At 60.3% G+C, this 16434-nt stretch carries 15 protein-coding genes; 7 read left to right on the top strand and 8 right to left on the bottom strand.

The window, feature by feature from the left end; genetic code table 11:
* Positions 1-217: 217 nt before the first annotated feature.
* Positions 218-952 (bottom strand): ribonuclease PH, encoded by a 735-nt coding sequence (gene rph, locus NW829_RS07580; RefSeq protein WP_011433341.1) that lies wholly within the window; start codon positions 950-952, stop codon positions 218-220.
* A gap of 348 nt (positions 953-1300) precedes the next feature.
* Entirely contained in the window at positions 1301-2053 is a 753-nt protein-coding gene (locus NW829_RS07575) for a DUF561 domain-containing protein (protein WP_011433343.1), read from the bottom strand.
* A 193-nt stretch (positions 2054-2246) separates the two neighbouring features.
* On the opposite strand from NW829_RS07575, the gene speB reads away from it, so the two are divergent.
* The 5 genes from speB (at position 2247) to proC (ending at position 6841) form a co-directional block, all read left to right on the top strand.
* Complete coding sequence (speB, locus tag NW829_RS07570; protein WP_414413650.1) at positions 2247-3170, top strand: agmatinase; 924 nt, start codon at positions 2247-2249, stop codon at positions 3168-3170.
* A gap of 72 nt (positions 3171-3242) precedes the next feature.
* Positions 3243-4091, top strand: coding sequence for a prohibitin family protein (locus NW829_RS07565; RefSeq protein ID WP_011433345.1), 849 nt, complete (start codon positions 3243-3245; stop codon positions 4089-4091).
* Between the two features lie 103 nt (positions 4092-4194).
* Entirely contained in the window at positions 4195-4878 is a 684-nt protein-coding gene (locus NW829_RS07560) for a YggS family pyridoxal phosphate-dependent enzyme (protein ID WP_414374881.1), read from the top strand.
* A gap of 578 nt (positions 4879-5456) precedes the next feature.
* On the top strand, positions 5457-6032 hold the full coding sequence (locus NW829_RS07555) for a cell division protein SepF (RefSeq protein WP_011433347.1): 576 nt from the start codon (positions 5457-5459) through the stop codon (positions 6030-6032).
* A gap of 5 nt (positions 6033-6037) precedes the next feature.
* Positions 6038-6841, top strand: coding sequence for a pyrroline-5-carboxylate reductase (proC, locus tag NW829_RS07550; RefSeq protein WP_011433348.1), 804 nt, complete (start codon positions 6038-6040; stop codon positions 6839-6841).
* On the opposite strand, the gene NW829_RS07545 is transcribed toward proC, so the two are convergent.
* On the bottom strand, positions 6838-8055 hold the full coding sequence (locus NW829_RS07545) for an NAD(P)/FAD-dependent oxidoreductase (RefSeq protein ID WP_414413649.1): 1218 nt from the start codon (positions 8053-8055) through the stop codon (positions 6838-6840). The two genes, proC and NW829_RS07545, sit on opposite strands and share 4 nt — an antisense overlap.
* A gap of 140 nt (positions 8056-8195) precedes the next feature.
* Entirely contained in the window at positions 8196-8708 is a 513-nt protein-coding gene (gene ruvX / locus NW829_RS07540) for a Holliday junction resolvase RuvX (RefSeq protein WP_414330201.1), read from the bottom strand.
* Between the two features lie 94 nt (positions 8709-8802).
* On the opposite strand from ruvX, the gene ahcY reads away from it, so the two are divergent.
* Positions 8803-10083: an adenosylhomocysteinase gene (ahcY, locus tag NW829_RS07535; protein WP_011433351.1), complete on the top strand. Its 1281-nt coding sequence runs from the start codon at positions 8803-8805 to the stop codon at positions 10081-10083.
* A 92-nt stretch (positions 10084-10175) separates the two neighbouring features.
* Here the strand turns inward: ahcY and NW829_RS07530 are convergent, their stop codons facing one another.
* Positions 10176-11378 carry an argininosuccinate synthase gene (locus NW829_RS07530; RefSeq protein WP_414413648.1) on the bottom strand — a complete coding sequence of 401 codons (1203 nt, stop codon included), beginning with the start codon at positions 11376-11378 and terminating at the stop codon, positions 10176-10178.
* A gap of 140 nt (positions 11379-11518) precedes the next feature.
* Here NW829_RS07530 and NW829_RS07525 point away from each other — a divergent pair, with 140 nt between their 5' ends.
* Entirely contained in the window at positions 11519-13447 is a 1929-nt protein-coding gene (locus NW829_RS07525) for an FAD-dependent oxidoreductase (protein WP_414413647.1), read from the top strand.
* Positions 13448-13520: 73 nt separating this feature from the next.
* Here NW829_RS07525 and secF read toward each other — a convergent pair whose 3' ends face one another.
* From secF to NW829_RS07510, 3 genes are all read right to left on the bottom strand, one after another.
* The gene (secF, locus tag NW829_RS07520) at positions 13521-14522 is read right to left on the bottom strand and encodes a protein translocase subunit SecF (RefSeq protein WP_414344225.1); all 1002 of its coding nucleotides are present in this window, start codon (positions 14520-14522) and stop codon (positions 13521-13523) included.
* Positions 14519-15865 (bottom strand): protein translocase subunit SecD, encoded by a 1347-nt coding sequence (gene secD / locus NW829_RS07515; RefSeq protein WP_414413646.1) that lies wholly within the window; start codon positions 15863-15865, stop codon positions 14519-14521. Before secD ends, secF begins: the two co-directional genes overlap by 4 nt.
* 51 nt (positions 15866-15916) lie before the next feature.
* On the bottom strand, positions 15917-16434 hold a 518-nt coding region (locus tag NW829_RS07510), incomplete at its 5' end, for an RNA-guided endonuclease TnpB family protein (RefSeq protein ID WP_414416795.1).

Genomic DNA, 16434 nt, shown 5'->3' with positions numbered 1-16434 from the left:
TCGCTGCATAGTTGAACAGTGATGTTCAGCAGTGTTCAGCGTAAATGTATCAGCTTCAGAGAGCTCACTTATTTTAACAACTGGCTGATCTTAGCTTTCCCGGCCATTCCTTTACAGCAAGGGAATACCGCTTTGCCAACCAGGATATACACCCATGCAATCCCATATGCAGTGCCTTGAAGGATTACCATTGCAAGGCTAGGGTCCGGCTATGGCTCTATCTTTCTAAATTGAGAGCCTGCCGTTGGGCTTGTAGCAATTCTTGGATCCCGGCTTGGGCCATCTCCAACATTTGTAGCAGTTGCGGGCGACTGAAGCAGGCGGCTTCGGCAGTGCCCTGGATCTCGATGAAGGATCCCTGCTCGTTCATAACAATGTTCATGTCCACCTCGGCTTGGCTGTCTTCCTCATAGCACAGATCCACAAGTACCTCTCCCTGCACAATTCCTACTGAAAGGGCCGCCACCTGCTGCCGCAGCGGGGATCCCTGGGCCGGATCCAGCGCCCCCTGTTTGTACAGCCAAGTGATGGCGTCGTGCAGAGCCACATAGCCCCCTGTGATCGCGGCGGTGCGCGTTCCGCCATCGGCCTGCAGCACATCGGCATCGACGGTGATGGTACGGGATCCCAGCTTGCGAAAATCCAAGGCGGCGCGCAGACTGCGCCCGATGAGCCGTTGAATCTCGGCAGTACGGCCCGATAGTTTCAACATTTCCCGCGGCTGTCGTTGTTGCGTGGCTCCGGGCAACATGCGGTACTCAGCCGTCAGCCAGCCTTGGCCGGTGTTCTGCAGAAAAGGGGGAACTTCTTCGGCCACACTGGCGGTGCAAAGGACATGGGTATGGCCGAACTTGACCAACACCGAGCCAGGGGCATAGCGGGTAAAGTGGCGCTCAAAAGAAACCGGGCGCAATTGAGCAGCGGTGCGATTATCTGGGCGTTGCCAGCTCATGGACAGTTCAAAAAGGGATCCCTCGCATTGTCAACCATGTCTGCCCAATGCGGCTCAGGACTTGGAATCTTTGCAGAACATGACTGGGGCGACGGCTGCGGACGGAATTGGTCTGGGAAGGCAAGGACGACAAGTGTAGCAACCGCCGCAAATTGGATATTGCCGGGTATGCCACCTCTACGCGGAAGAAAGTGAAGCACTTGTGAGCAGCAAAACTTCTAGCGGCTGATCTCAACCCTCAGCTGCCCTACTTACCTACTTATTCCCTGCTTGTCCAAGAAAATCTAAAAAAAATGCACCAGCGCACGCTGGCGCAAGAGGGTCAACTTTTACCGGTCAGACATCGACCTAGACAAGGGCAGGGATCCGAGATCCTCCCAAGGCCTCCACCAATGCCCGCACTTGAGCCACCATGGCCACTTCATCCTGGAGCCGGCTGACAGCTTTGCCCACCCCTACACCTGAAGCGCCGGCAGCAATGGCCAAGCGCACTGTTACCGTCGAGAGGCCGGAAGCGCAGATAACCGGTACCGAGACGACACGGCTAATTTCATAGGCGGCGGCCAGGGTGGGGGCAGCCTTCTCGATCAGGCCCAGGGATCCCCCGTGAACCGGCTCGGCACTGGTGCTGCCCTCGGTTTGGATGAGATCGGCTCCCAGATCCTCCAGTTTCTCGGCCAATTCTGCCTGTTGATTCAGAGGCAGAGTGTGGGGAACGGTTACCGACAAGAGCGTGCGGGGCAGAAGAGAGCGGGTTCGGCGGGTAAGGTCTAGGACTTCCGCTGCGGAGAAGATGCGGCCTGAAGGGTAGAAGCTGTCGTAATTGCCGATCTCGGCCATGTCTGCTCCTGCCTGTACGGCTGCGGCCAACTGCTGCGGCTCCACCGCCGACACACAGATGGGCAGATCGATCTGGGCGCGTACCCGCTGCACCAATTCGGGGCTGGCAGCGATATCCACCCAAGTGGCCCCTCCCTGTTGGGCGGCGCGGGTGATGCTCAGAACCGACTGCAGGTCGAAGTTTTGTAGACCGCTGATGATCTTGAGGGCCCGACGTTGGGCCAGAGCGTCGAAAAGAGCAGCGTGAGAGGCAGTGGTCATAGGCTCGTCAGCTTGTGGAAAGGCAGTCTAAGAGGAGTGAAAACAAATGGCTGCTAAAACTGGGCTTGGGGAAGCCTTTGCTCAGTCTAGAGGGTTTGCCTCAATCCCACAAGGGTCCCTCTTTACCCCATCATCCCAGTCCTTTTGGCTCACCACAATTCTTCAATAGATTCAATAGAATAGGGATCCCTTCTTGCAAGCCATCATGTATCGCTCTCCCTTCCCCTTCCTGGGCCTGCCTGAGCCGGATCCGGAGATGGCCCAAGCAATTCTCCTGCCCGTCCCCTACGAGGCCACCACCTCCTATGGCAAAGGCACTGCCAAAGGCCCTCAGGCGCTGTTGCAGGCTTCTGCCTATGTGGAGATCTACGACGAGGTACGGGATCGCCAGCCGGCTCTTCACCCCGACTTCTCGGAAGAGATCTCCCGCTACTGGACGGCCCCCCCGGTGGAGTTGGAAGGTCTGGGATCTTCCGCCCAGGAGCTGGCTATGGCCGAAATCCAGCGTCGCGCTGCCGAGTGGGTGAGACCGGGGCGGTTCCTGCTTTCCATTGGTGGGGAGCACTCCATCAGCGGGCCCCTGATTGCTGCCCACCTGGCCCATTATCCGGAGCTGCACGTCCTGCAAATCGATGCCCACTGCGACCTGAGAGATAGCTACGAGGGATCCCGCTATTCCCATGCTTCTGCCATGGCCCGCGTGGTGGAGCAAGTGGGCAGCCGCCTCACCCAAGTGGGGATCCGCTCCATCTGCGCCGAAGACCGCCAGACCATTCGCGAGCGCCGTCTGCACACCTTTTTTGCCCACAGCCTGCACACCAAGCCGGCCCAGGAGTGGATCCCAGAGGTGATTGCCACCTTGGGCCCCCAGGTTTACCTGACGGTGGATGTGGATGGGCTGGATCCCGCTGTTGTGCCGGCCACCGGTACCCCCGAACCCGGCGGCTTGGGCTGGTGGGAGACGGTGGAGCTGATTCGGGCACTAGGACAGCAACGGCAAATCATCGGCGCCGATGTGGTCGAGCTGTCGGTCACGGGAGAACGGGAAACCGATCGCCGCAGCGCCTTCACGGTCGCCAAACTGGCCTATCAGATCTTGGCTGCGGCCTTGGGTTAAGCTCAAGAAGAGCTTGGCCGGCCATCCCCGGGGCACCTGTTCGAGTTCTTTAGGTTTTTGGGTAACACACCTGTGAAATCGGCCCACCCCCGTCGTCCTGCTTTTGAACTTCCCGCTTTGTCCTGGATTCCCTTGGTGGGTGGGGCATTGCTGCTGATCCTCTTGGCCACCTTGCTGCAGTGCTTGGTGGTGGTGCCTGCCGGCACACGGGCCGTGGTGTTCAACTCCCTGACGGGGCTGAAGCCGCAGCCGCTGGGAGAAGGGCTGCACCTCCTGCTGCCGCTGGTGGAAACGCCTATCTTCTACGACGTGCGCACCCAAACCTACACCATGGCCTCCCAACGCTCCGAAAACCAGGGGGATGATGCGTTGAAAGTGCTCAGCGCCGACGGCCAGCAGATCTCCCTCGATGTCTCGGTGCGCTTTCGCTTGGATCCCGACCAAGTGGCCCACCTGCACCAGACCATTGGCCCTTCCTACGTGGACAAAGTGATTCGCCCAGAGGTGCGGACGGTGGTGCGCAATGAACTGGCTTTGCACCGCGCCATCGCCGTTTTCTCGGAAGAACGCGAGCAGATCCAGGAAAATGTGGAGCGGCAGCTCTCCAGCATTTTTGCTGAGAATGACCTGATCTTGCAAAACGTGCTGCTGCGCAATGTCCGCTTCTCCGACCAATTCCAAACGGCCATCGAGCAAAAGCAAATTGCCGAGCAAGAGAAAGAGCGGGAACGCTTCCTCGTGGAAAAAGCAGAGCTGGAAAAACAACGATTGGTGATCCTGGCAGAAGGAGAAGCCCAAGCCATTCGCCTCCAGGGGGAAGCCCTGAAGCAAAACCCAGAAGTGGTGCAGTTGGACTACGCGCGCAAACTGGCGCCCGGCACCCGCGTGATCATCTCCCGACCGGATCCCTGGCAGCGGTAGCGGACAGCCCGTTGGCTCTGGGTTCTGCAAAAATCTATCCCAGAGCATTGTTGCCAATTGGAACGAGAATGGGGATAGAGATCCCCGGCCTGCTGACCTGACGATGCCCCTTGACGAGCAGCTCATCCACAGCCGCATTCAGGCCATCCGAGCCCAGATCCCAGACCATGTGGAGATCATGGCAGTGAGCAAAGGCTACAGTGCCGACCACATCCGCGCCGCCTATCGGGCTGGGATCCGCCACTTTGGGGAGAGTCGAGTGCAAGAGGCCGCCGTCAAACAAGGGCAACTGCAAGATCTGACCGATATCGTCTGGCACTTGATCGGGCATCTGCAGACTAACAAAGTCAAACCGGCCCTCAAGCAATTTGCCTGGATTGACAGCGTCGATAGCTTGCGCCTGGCCAAGCTGATCAACCAAAAAGCCTGGGAGCTGCACCTCACCCCCAAGCTTTGCCTGCAGGTTAAATTGGCTCCGGATCCCAATAAGTTCGGCTGGCTCATCCCCGATCTGTTGCAGAGCCTCCCCGAACTGAACCAACTGCTGCAGGTGCAAATTGTGGGCCTGATGACCATTTTGCCTTTGGGCTTGAGCTCAGAGGCGGCCCTAGACCTGTTTCGCAAGCTGGCCGAACTGGCCGATTACATCCAGCGCAGCGGCTATGAACATCTGCAGGTGCACACCCTCTCCATGGGCATGTCCGACGATTACCTCCTGGCGGTGGCAGCAGGCTCTAACTTGATCCGGCTGGGGCGCGCTTTGTTTGCCGACGCCGAGCAGGAATAGATGTGACCTCTGTGAAGCCGTTAAATTGTGATTAAATTTTGTGTAAAGCCGTGCAACTCCCCAGTCGCCCTGCGGGGCACCTTTGGGGCGAGAGTTCGGCTTGGATAATCAAAAGTGGGGGGATCCCGCCCAGGATTTGCCCTATTGGGGAAATTTTGGGGAAATTTGTAATCATTTGCGTTACTTCCGTTAACGTGGGCTCAATCCAGACGGGGAGCAGAGTTCAATCCTGCCAAACAACGGCTTGGCAAGTGAGATGACATCTTCACTTCTTCTGGGTAAACTCTAGTCGTCGAATCAATGAGGTTTTGTTAACCTACGTTAGCCCCCACCTGCTTCGGCAGCTTCCTGAGCAAACCCTGTCTCAGCCTATTGAAAGACTTTGACCGAGAATAAAAGGACGCCCCCTAGCTTGAGTGAGCCACTCAGGATCCAATCAAGAGCCTGAATCCTACGCTCGCCGTAAACCCATGACCTGTGGTGAGGATGTGCATATGAATGTCAATGGAATCTGGAGCAGGGTAAGAGATTTTGTGGGTCTGAATGATCCCGTGGACGGCCTGGAGGAGTACTCTGAAATGGAAGGGCAGGATGATTACCAACTGCTCTACGAGGGACGCCGTTCCCAACCGGCTGCTCCCCCCGAAGAGGAGGAAGTGAGTACCCTTCCGCGAGGGCGGCGGCAACGGGGAGTGGAAGCGGGGGAGGGCTCTGCCGGTCGAGAAGAGTCGCGGGGCCATCGGCGCAGTCAGCATCGGGATCGCTCAGCAGGGGGCAGTATGGGGAGCAACGTGATTGGATTACCGGGCGTAAACCCACCCACCAGTGAAGTGGTGGTGATGGAGCCGCGCAGCTTCGATGAGATGGCTCAGGTTATCCAGTACCTACGGGAGCGCAAGACGGTGATCATGAACTTGACCCTAATGGATCCCGCTGAGGCGCAGCGCTCTGTGGATTTCGTTGCCGGCGGCACCTACGCCATCGATGGCCATCAAGAGCGCATTGGCGAAAACATTTTTTTGTTCACTCCCAGCACGGTGATGGTTTCCACCCCCAGTAGCCAAGTGGTGCAGCCGCTGCAGCGCCCTTTGCAAAGCCCTACCCCCCTCTGGCCCAGCACCTATGAGCATCTGCAGGCAGTAGGTCAGCACTAGTCGTTATGGAGCGACCGCTGCTGAGTGTTATCGGGGGTGGAGCCATGGGATCCGCCCTGCTGCGGCGTTGGGTAGCTGTGGGAGTTTATCCCGCAGCGCAGGTGGCCTTGCGGGAGCCTGATCTGGATAAGGCTGTGGCCCTGCAGCAGGAGCTGGGTATCCGATTGTTGGCGGATCCATCCCAGGCGGGAGAGTCTGAGATTCTGTTTCTGGCCGTTAAACCGCAGCTCTTCCCGACAGTGGTGGCTGAGATGGGCCGGCTGTCCGCCACAGAGCTGGTGATCTCGATTATGGCCGGGATCCCCTTGCAGCAGTTGCAGCAGGCTTTTCCCAAACAAAAGGTGGTGCGCACGATGCCCAACACGCCGGCGCTGGTGGGGGCGGGCATAACGGCCATCAGCTACGGGCCAGGGGTGACGCCTATGCAGGTGGAGCAGGTGGAGAAGCTGTTTCGCGCGGTGGGCGAGGTGGTGACGGTGGCCGAAAGCCAGATGGATGCGGTGACGGCACTTTCGGGTTCCGGGCCGGGGTATCTGGCGGTGATTCTGGAAGGGCTGATCGACGGAGGGGTACAGGTGGGGCTGCCGCGTCCCATTGCTACCCAGTTGGCCCTGCAGACCTTGGCGGGTACTGCTGCCCTCTTGCAGCAAGAAAATCTGCACCCTGCCGTTCTCAAAGACCGGGTCACCAGTCCAGGGGGGACGACCATTGCCGGGATCCAAGCCTTGGAGCAGGCGGGGGTGCGGGGAGCCCTGATGCAGGCAGTGCGAGCGGCCTACGAGCGCTCTTGCCAGTTACAGGGATCCTAGCGGGCCAGCAGCCCTTGCCACAGGGGGCGGGTGATCCAATTCCATCCCACCTTGAGCTGGTGTTCCAGTGTGGGCAGGCGCACCAAATAGGCAGTTCGCCGGGCCAAATAGCCCAGGGGGCCGGTCAGTGTGAGGCCGCCAAGGGCAGAAAGCACCGCCGTATCCACCCCCAGGCTGAGCATTTCCCCCAGAGAAAAGTAGCGAAAGGGCAAGAGAGGCCGCTTCTGGGTGAGCAAAGCCCACAGGTTCCAGGCGCAATAACCGGCCTGTTGAAAAGCCGCTTGGGCTGTGGCCGGCACCGGCTTGCCCTCCGCATCCACCACCGCTGCTGCATCTCCCAAGGCAAAGATCTCTGGGAAGGTGGGGGTTTGTAGGGTGGACAAAACCTGCAGCCGTCCCCGCTCCGTTTTGGGCAGATCCAAATTGGCAATCACCGCTGCCGGTCGGGTTCCGACAGTCCACAGCACAGCATCCACAAGATCTGTGGCGATCTCCTGGCTCTCCAGTCGCTGGAGCTGCAGACGGAAGGGAGGGGCGCCGTTCTCGTTAAGGGCCTCGATGCCCAAGACCTTGGTTTGCAACTCCACCTGCACCCGCCGTTGGGCCAGCGCCTCTTGGGCCGCCTCCCGGCTGGAGGGAGCAAAGCCGGACAAGATTTGGGATCCCAACTCAATGAGGCGGATCCGTCCCCGCCAGCCCAGCCGATCCGCCAATTTGCAGGCCAGTTCCACGCCACTGGCCCCTGCTCCTGCAATGGCCAGAGCCACAGGCTGAGCCGGATCCCGCTCTTCTAACGCCTTCAGGTGGGCGCGCAGCCGCTGGGCATCTGCCAGGGTGCGAAAGGGAAAAGCAAACTCCGCCGCTCCCGGAACGCTCTCCAGAGGGGTTTCTCCCCCCAGCGCCAGCACCAGCGCGTCGTACTCCAAGCTTTGCCCATCTTCCAGCTCCACGCGGCGGGCTTGAGGGTCGATAGCCCGGACGGATCCCCGGCGAAACTGCACCGATCCCGGGGGCAGCAGATCTTGAAAACGGGGGGCCACCTCCCAGTCTTCCATTTCTCCGGTGAGCAGCTCATAAAGCAGGGGGGCAAAGACGAACCGCTCCTGCCGATCGACCAAGGTGATCTGGGGTGGCTCTGACCAGGGTTGCCGGCTCAGTTCCAAAGCTGTGTACAACCCGCCAAAGCCGCCCCCAAGAATGCAAATGCGATTCATGCTCGGATGGTTCACGTGACGTTATCAGACGTTATCAAAGTTGCGCGAAAGGCCCCGACTTAACAATCACACCCTGCTGATGCAGAAGGGGCAACGAGGGATGGCCCACCTTGGGCTTGAATTGATTTAAACTTTCCCGGCTAGACTTCTCCAGCGTAGTCTTTGTTGCCCCAGCTTTGCCAAGCCGGCACTTCTGACAGGGAAGCCCGTCGCTCGTCCAGCCAAGTTTGGAGAATTACCGCCGCCGACTGCTGATCGATTAAGCCCTTCTGGGCTTTGGCCGGGATCCCCGCCTCGCGCAGGTCCCACTCCGCCTGCACGGTGCTCAGGTATTCGTTGACGGTAACAACGGGAAGATCCACGGCCACCTGCAAAGCGCGCACAAACCGCTGGACTTTGCGGGCCTGGGATCCCACCGACCCATCCGCCAGAAGGGGGATCCCCACCACCACCACGGTGGCCTGGCGGCGGCGGATCCACTCCTGCACTTGGGCAATATCCTCTGAGAGGGAACGGCGCTGGATCACCCCCAGGCCAGTAGCCAGCAGCCCCAGCCGGTCGGAGCCGGCCACGCCAATGCGGCGGTTGCCTACATCCAGCCCCAGCGCTGAAAGGGGATCCCTTGTGGCAGAATAGTTCAGGCTTATCGACATCCTTGCTGATCTTTATGGCTGCCTGGCCCCCTTTGGGGCTTGCAGTTTCCGTTCCCCTATCCTCTCTCGATGACCCTGTTTGGAGCAACACTCGATGACCAGCGCTACCCTGTCTCTCCCGAAGCATGAAGTGAAAGATCTGAACCTCGCCCCCCTGGGCAAGCAACGGATCCAGTGGGCGGCGCGGGAGATGCCGGTGCTGGCCCAGATCCGGGAGCGCTTTGCTCAAGAAAAGCCCTTTGCCGGGCTGCGCTTGGTGGCCTGCTGCCACATTACGACCGAAACGGCCAACCTGGCCCTGGCTCTACAAGCAGGGGGGGCGGATAGCGTTCTCATTGCCAGCAATCCCCTTTCCACCCAAGACGATGTGGCCGCCAGCCTGGTGGCGGACCATGGCATTTCGGTGTTTGCCCTCAAAGGAGAAGATGTGGCCACCTACCGCCGCCATGTCCAGATTGCCCTAGATCACCGCCCCAACCTGATTATCGACGATGGCGGAGATGTGACGGCGGAGCTGGTGCAGCACCGTCAGGAGCAACTGTCGGAGCTCATCGGCACCACGGAAGAGACCACCACTGGCCTGGTGCGCCTTAGGGCCATGCTCAAGGCGGGGGTGCTCAGCTTCCCGGTGATGACCGTCAACGACGCCGAGACCAAACACCTGTTCGACAACCGCTACGGCACCGGCCAATCCACCCTGGACGGGATCCTGCGCTGTACCAACATCCTTCTGGCCGGGAAGACGGTGGTGGTGGCTGGCTACGGCTGGTGCGCCAAGGGAGTGGCCATGCGGGCCCGCGGCATGGGATCCCAGGTGATTGTCACGGAAGTCAACCCGGTGCGGGCTCTGGAGGCGGTGATGGACGGCTTCCGGGTGATGCCGATGGAAGAAGCCGCTGCTCTGGGGGACATCTTCATCACCGTCACCGGCAACAAGCACGTGATTCGCGGCGAGCACTTCGACCGCATGAAGGATGGGGCGATGGTCTGCAACGCCGGCCACTTTGACATTGAAATCGACCTGGTGGCGCTGCAGGAGCGGGCCGTCTCCCGACAGACGGTGCGCCCCTTTGTGGAAGAATACCGTCTGCAGTCGGGCAAGTCAGTGGTGGTGCTGGGGGAAGGCCGCCTGATTAACTTGGCTGCTGCCGAAGGGCACCCCGCCAGCGTCATGGACATGAGCTTTGCCAACCAGGCCCTGGCCTGCGAATACCTGGTGAAAAACCGGGGCCGCTTGGCCCCAGGGCTTCACCCCATTCCTCTCGAGGTGGACGAGGCCATCGCCCGCCTCAAGCTCAAGGCCATGGGGATCCAAATCGACAGCCTCACTCCAGAGCAGATCGAGTACGGCAACACGTGGACTGCCGGGACTTAAGTGGGTTTTGGGAATTCAATCGGGAGCTGAGTCTGGGATCCCAAGCAGCAGGGCTAGCGTGCTCCCCCCAACCTCGAGCCAGGAGGGGATTCCTAGATTCTGTGAACCTGCGACCAAACGCGGGTGGGCAGACCCCAGACGTAGATGAAGCCTTCTGCCGCTTTGTGGTCGAACTGGTCTCCTGCGCCATAGGTGGCCAGCTCGGGGTTGTAGAGGGAATAAGGGGAGCGACGGCCCACACAGACTGCCTGGCCCTTGTGCAGCCGCATCCGCACCCCGCCGGTTACGCTCTTTTGGGTGGCTTGGACGAAGGCATCCAACGCCTGCCGCAGCGGCGAATACCAGAGGCCGTTGTACACCAGTTGGCCGTAGGTGGTCTCGATGCCGTACTTGTAATGGATGACATCGCGGGTGAGGGTGAGGCTCTCCAGCTCGCGGTGGGCTTGGATCAAGACGGTTAAAGCGGGGCACTCGTAGATCTCCCGCGACTTGATCCCCACCAGGCGGTTTTCGATCATGTCAATGCGGCCCACCCCATGCAGGCCAGCTAAGGAGTTGAGCTGCTCGAAGAGGGCTTTGGGGCCAAGGCGCTGCCCATCCAGCCCGACGGGGATCCCCTGCTCGAACTCGATCTCCACATAGGCTGGCTCATCAGGGGTTTGGGAAATGGGGCGGGTGAGGGCATACACTTCCTCCGGCGGCTCTTGGTCGGCATCTTCTAGGATCCCGGCTTCAGCGCTGCGGCCCAAAATGTTGAGGTCGATGCTGTAGGGGCTGGACTTCTGCACGGGCATGGGGATCCCGTAGCGCTCCCCATAGGCAATGGTCTCCTCGCGGGTCATCCCCCACTCGCGGGCAGGGGCCAACACTTTGAGCTGGGGATTTAAAGCAGCAATAGCCAGATCAAAGCGCACCTGGTCGTTGCCTTTGCCGGTGCAGCCGTGGGCCACCGCATCGGCGCCCACCTCTTCCGCCACTTCCACCAGCAGCTTGGCAATCAGGGGTCGGGCCAGGGCCGTGGAAAGGGGGTAGCGCTGCTCGTAGAGGGCGTTGGCCTGGATGGCCGGGAAGGCATAGTCGGTAATGAGGGCCTGGACAGCCTCCCGCACCAGAGATTGCTCTGCCCCCGCCCTGAGGGCTTTGGCCTGAATGGCCTCCAGCTCCGCCCCCTGCCCCAAGTCGACTGCCAGGGCCACCACCGATTCCACCCCCCACTCGTGCTTGAGATAGGGAATGCAGACGGAAGTATCCACCCCGCCTGAATAGGCCAATACCACCTTCTTTGCCCGTCCCATGGGATCCCGCCGTTGCCGTTAAAAAGTTGCTAGCCCATTATGCCCTGTGGCAGGGATCCTGGCTGGCCTCAATGTCGGTTTCCTCAGCTATTCTCAAGGGGATTTCTCCTGCCGGGGAAAGGCCGGGGGTGTGAGTGAGCATGGCTGGCAAAAAGACGGCTGCGGCGTGCCGGGGATCTGAGCCCAAGCGAACTGTGGGGCTGGGGATCCTGTCGCTGCTGAGCTTTGTGGCCGGGATGGGGTTTGCCGCCCTCTCCCAGCCAGAGGTGGGATCCCCTGTTGCCGTCTCCGAGCCGGAGGTGCCCCGTTTTACCGCCCACGGTTGGCCCTTGTTGGATCCCTTGCCGCAGCCGGACGAGATTTGGGAGTGCGAGCTGGTGGTGGTGGGCGGATCCCTGGGAGGGGTGGCAGCGGCAGGCCATGCCATGCGAGGGGGGGTGCAGACCTGTCTCATCGAGCTCACCCCTTGGCTGGGGGGTCAGATTACCTCCCAGGGGGTATCGGCCATTGATGAATCGCTGCCGATGCGGCAGCGGGGCAATTTTTCCCGCCACTGGCTGGAGTTCAAGGCCTTGATCGAAAGCCAGCCGGTGCATCTGCCGGCCTGGACAGGGATCCCGCCGGGAACCCGCGTATCCGAGATCAACAGCTGCTGGGTGGGAGGGCTGTGTTTTCCGCCCCAGGCCGGGCTGCAGGCGGTGGAAACCTGGCTGCAACAGGCAGCTCAAAATGCCCCCAACAGCCGCTGGGCTACCCAAACGGCTTTTAAGGGGGCCACCTTCAGCGCCGATGGATCCCAGATTGAAAGCATTTACGCTGTGCAGCGGCAACCCCGGGATCCCGATTTTGTGCCACCGGGACGGCTGTGGCGGGAGCTGGTGAGCTGGTACAGTTGGCAGGAGACGGAAGTTTTTGCCAAACGGGTGTTGAGGCTGCAGGCACCACCGGGCCGCAACCTGTTTGTTATCGATGCCACCGATACCGGCGAGCTGGTGGGCTGGGCCGGGATCCCCTATCGGCTGGGTTCGGAAGGGCGAGACGTGACCGGAGAGCCCAATGCCGCCCCCGCCAGCAACCCGGAGTGTACTCAAGCCTTTACCTTTCCCTTCGTGCTGGCCATCCACGACGATGGCGGTCGCTCCCGCGCCGAGCTGGTCCAGCTGCAGCCGGGCTATTCCCGCGCCGAACACCGCCGCGAGTTCGACATGGAGGGTTTCCCCACCTTCAGCGGCCAGAGCTTTTTCAATTACCGCCGCATCGTCAGCAAGGGCCGCCGGGATCCCTTCTACAGCACGCCTGTTCCAGGCGACCTGACGCTGGTGAACTGGAACCGCGGCAACGACTGGGGGATCATGAACCCGCCCCTGATCCTGACGGAAGAGCGGCTGGTGGCCTCGGGGCAGCGCCACAACTGGCTGGGGGGCCTGGATGTCTCGGCCATCAAAGATGGAGAAAACCACGCCCTGCTGTTTGCCGAGTGGCTGATGGAAACTCAATCCCGCTCTGGCTATCCCCTCTCCTTGGTGTTTGCCGAAGAGTCCTTGCTGGGCACTCGCTCTGGCCTTAGCCTCTACCCCTACATCCGCGAAGGTCGGCGCATCCTGGGGCGAGCTGCCTACGGCCAAGCAGAGTTCCTGATGTTGGAGCAGGATATTCGCGTCGGCACCGCCGGGGGGCGGGACTTCAGACCTACCGTGGTGGGGGTTACCCACTACGCCATCGATATCCACGGCTGTCGCTACCGCAACTGGGAGCCCTCTCTTTCGGCCAGCTCCGCGCCAGTCAACGAGTTTTCCGTCCGTCCCATTCTCATTCCCTTAGAAGCCCTGATCCCGCAGAAGGTGGATAACCTGCTCATCGGCGGCAAAGGGATCGCCGTCAGCCACATTGTCAACGCCGCCACCCGCGTGCATTACGGCGAATGGACCATCGGCTCGGCGGCAGGGCTGACCGTGGCTTGGCTGCGCAGTCAAGCTCCCGGCCTGATCCCAGCTCAGATCGTACCGCAAGGCAAAATAGCCGATTTACAGCGCTACCTGATCTCCCGCGGGCAACGACTGCAATGGTGATCCCAGAGGACACCGTCTCAGCGCGAACGACAGATCCCCACCCAATCGACCCAATTTTTCCGATATCGGGGCCCTAGCCCTCAGAGGGAAGTGAATCGGGATCCCTGCCTGCGCGGGCATCTTCGCTACTTTTGCCATAGCGCTGCTGCCGCCACCACACCAACAGGGGGCTGGCGATAAAAATGCTGGAATACACCCCCAAAGTAAAGCCAATGAGCAGGGCAATGGCAAACCCCTTCAAGGTAGCTCCCCCGAAAATGGCGATGGCAACTAGGGGCAGCATCGTCGTCAGGGTGGTGTTCAGGGAGCGGGCAAAGGTCTGGTTCAGAGATAGGTTTACCACCTCGGCCAGGCTGACCTTGCGGCTCACCAGACGCAGATTCTCGCGGATGCGGTCGTAGATGACCACGGTGTCGTTGACGGAAAAGCCGATGATGGTCAGCAGCGCCACCACAAACAGGCTGTCCGCCTCCATACCCACCGTCAGGCCCAAAAGGGCAAATAGCCCTATCGTCAACACTACATCGTGCAGCAGCGCCACAATGGCAAACACCGCGTAATCCCACTGAAAGCGCAGGGCCAGGTACAGCACGATGAGCCCGAAAGAGATGAGCACGGCCACGATGCCGGAACGCAAGAGCAAACGCCCCACCGTCGGGCCCACTGTCTCCACCAGGTTGCGCTCGAAGGGAGCAATCTCCTGCCGCAGGGTGGCTTCCACGGCCAGCCGCTCTTGCTCAGTCAAGGGGGGCATGCGGATCAGGGCTTCCTGCCCCGTTTGGGTGTCCAGCTGGATGATGCTGGTGCCCAGGTTGTGTTCCTGCAGCGCCCGTCGCAGCTCCTCGGTGGTGACAGGCCGCTCAAAGCTCAGATCCAGCAAGGTGCCGCCGGAAAAATCCAACCCCAGCCGCAGGGGAGTTCCCAGAGAAGCCAGGGAAAAGGCCATGCTGACCAGCCCCACCAGCAGCACCGCCAAGGACAAGCTGAACCACAGCTTGCTCCGTCCAACAATGTCGAAGCGATAGTCGAGCAACCGAGAGGCAGGATCTACGGGGGATAGCTCTTGAGCCGTCATGATTGGGCCGCCTCCATCCGAACGCCGTAAAACTCAGGTTTGCGCAAGCTGGGGATCCCCATTGCCGCCAAGAGCAGGCTACGGGTGCAGGTGATGGCCGTAAAGAAGCTCACCAGAATGCCAATGCCCAGGGTTACCGCAAACCCTTTCACCAGTCCCATCCCCAGCCAGAAAAGCACGCCACAGACCAAAAGGGTAGTCACATTGCTGTCCAGGATGCTGCTGAAGGCGCGGTTAAACCCTTCCGAAATGGACTTGTAGATGGATTTGCCGGCCCGCAACTCTTCTTTGATGCGCTCGAAGATCAGCACATTGGCATCCACCGCCATGCCGATGCTGAGGATAAAGCCGGCGATCCCCGGCAGAGTCATGGTTACCCCCAGCAGTTGGAAGAGAGCAAAGGTACAGAGGGCGTAGATAAGCAGAGCAATGTCCGCAATCAGCCCTGGCAGGCGATAGTAGGCCACCATAAAGAGGAAAACCAGCACCAGGCCCCCGATCCCGGCATAGAGGCTGCGGCGCACGCTCACTTCCCCCAAAGTGGCCCCGACAGTGCGATTTTCAATCACCTGAATGGGAACCGGCAGCGCTCCTGCCCTGAGCTTGACCGCCAAGTCAGTGGCGGTTTCCACCGTAAAATTGCCCGTGATCACCGCCGTCCCGCCGGTGATGCCGGTGCGGGCAAACTCCGGCCCCACGATCGGGGCACTGATCAACACGTCGTCCAGAAAAATGCCCAATGGACGTTCTGTTCCGGCCAGATCTCGGGTGAGCTGAGTAAATTTTTCTGCCCCCTCCGGCTTGAACTCCAGCAGCACCTCCCAACTCTGGGATCCGCGGCGAGGGGCTTGGGGATAGGCATTGCGCAGCAGATCCCCGGTGAGGCCGACCCGCTCAAACAGAGTATCCGGATCCTCCCCCGCTGTTATCTCTCCCCGCTCGTTGCGGGGCAGCGCGCCGACGGGAACCAAGCCCTTGCGAAACTCCAGTTGGGCTGTATCTCCAAGGAGAGCAATGGCCCGATCCGGATCCGCCACCCCCGGCAACTGCACGAACAGGCGGTCTTGGCCGCTGATCTGCACCAGAGGCTCAGCCACCCCCAGCCCGTTGATCCGCTGCTGGATGACGGCCTCTACCCCCTGCATCACTTCGGGGGTGATTTCAGGCACCTCCTCGGTGGGCACAGCTTGTAGCGTGAGCTGGGTTCCTCCCTTGAGGTCAAGGCCAAGGCGAACCTCCCGGCTGAAGCCCAAGTAAACGAGGGCAACCACCACGGCCAAGATGAAGATCAGCCCTCGCAAAAAGGAGAGCCGACTGAGCCACGAAGCTGAGAATTGGGTCATAGGTCTGAAAGAACGAGGAACGCTGGCAGACTCGATGTAAACTACCCGACCCTACACCGCCTTAGCAGTGTAGCGCGGGCTTTCAGTAGCCCTGAGCCTGTTATGCTCTACCAGAGAACAAAACAAGCCCGAACCTCTAGGCTGGTTTACGACAGCCCCCAAAAGCGCAATCACATTCGCACCATTCAAATCCGCATCCCCTTCCCATCCACAGTGTCCACACTTAAACTGCTTCCCACTGCGATAGGATTGCGCAGGGTCGGGATGAATGTGCAAACACCGGTGGCAGGTCTGCGACGTGTAGGCAGGCGGAACAAGAATCAGAGCAACCCCCGCACGCAGAGCCTTGTACTCCAAAAATTGACGGAGTTGATAAAACGCCCAACTATTTGCCCGCCTACGCTCTGTCTTGCTGCGTGGCTGTTGATTGACCCTTTCCCGAATCCCTGTCAGGTCTTCCAGAGCAAGAGCGCTATTTGTCGCCTTTGCCCTAGAGACAATAGCTTTGGAGATGCGATGATTGACCCACGTTTTTGCTACGCAACGCTGACGCGACTGAAAGCGTCTTT

Origin of the sequence: Synechococcus sp. R55.8 (genome assembly GCF_047461895.1) — a bacterium.
In the GTDB taxonomy this organism is placed as follows: domain Bacteria; phylum Cyanobacteriota; class Cyanobacteriia; order Thermostichales; family Thermostichaceae; genus Thermostichus.
The sequence above is the reverse complement of the archived record's forward strand: the minus strand, read 5'-3'. Positions and strand labels throughout refer to the sequence as shown.

What these genes read in the sequence shown, in the direction of transcription:
- NW829_RS07545 (WP_414413649.1), bottom strand. Translation starts at nt 8,055, where the DNA reads ATGAATCGCATTTGCATTCTTGGGGGCGGCTTTGGCGGGTTGTACACA.
- rph (WP_011433341.1), bottom strand. Translation starts at nt 952, where the DNA reads ATGAGCTGGCAACGCCCAGATAATCGCACCGCTGCTCAATTGCGCCCG.
- ahcY (WP_011433351.1), top strand. Translation starts at nt 8,803, where the DNA reads ATGACCAGCGCTACCCTGTCTCTCCCGAAGCATGAAGTGAAAGATCTG.
- NW829_RS07530 (WP_414413648.1), bottom strand. Translation starts at nt 11,378, where the DNA reads ATGGGACGGGCAAAGAAGGTGGTATTGGCCTATTCAGGCGGGGTGGAT.
- ruvX (WP_414330201.1), bottom strand. Translation starts at nt 8,708, where the DNA reads ATGTCGATAAGCCTGAACTATTCTGCCACAAGGGATCCCCTTTCAGCG.
- NW829_RS07525 (WP_414413647.1), top strand. Translation starts at nt 11,519, where the DNA reads ATGGCTGGCAAAAAGACGGCTGCGGCGTGCCGGGGATCTGAGCCCAAG.
- NW829_RS07575 (WP_011433343.1), bottom strand. Translation starts at nt 2,053, where the DNA reads ATGACCACTGCCTCTCACGCTGCTCTTTTCGACGCTCTGGCCCAACGT.
- proC (WP_011433348.1), top strand. Translation starts at nt 6,038, where the DNA reads ATGGAGCGACCGCTGCTGAGTGTTATCGGGGGTGGAGCCATGGGATCC.
- NW829_RS07560 (WP_414374881.1), top strand. Translation starts at nt 4,195, where the DNA reads ATGCCCCTTGACGAGCAGCTCATCCACAGCCGCATTCAGGCCATCCGA.
- secD (WP_414413646.1), bottom strand. Translation starts at nt 15,865, where the DNA reads ATGACCCAATTCTCAGCTTCGTGGCTCAGTCGGCTCTCCTTTTTGCGA.
- NW829_RS07555 (WP_011433347.1), top strand. Translation starts at nt 5,457, where the DNA reads ATGGAAGGGCAGGATGATTACCAACTGCTCTACGAGGGACGCCGTTCC.
- secF (WP_414344225.1), bottom strand. Translation starts at nt 14,522, where the DNA reads ATGACGGCTCAAGAGCTATCCCCCGTAGATCCTGCCTCTCGGTTGCTC.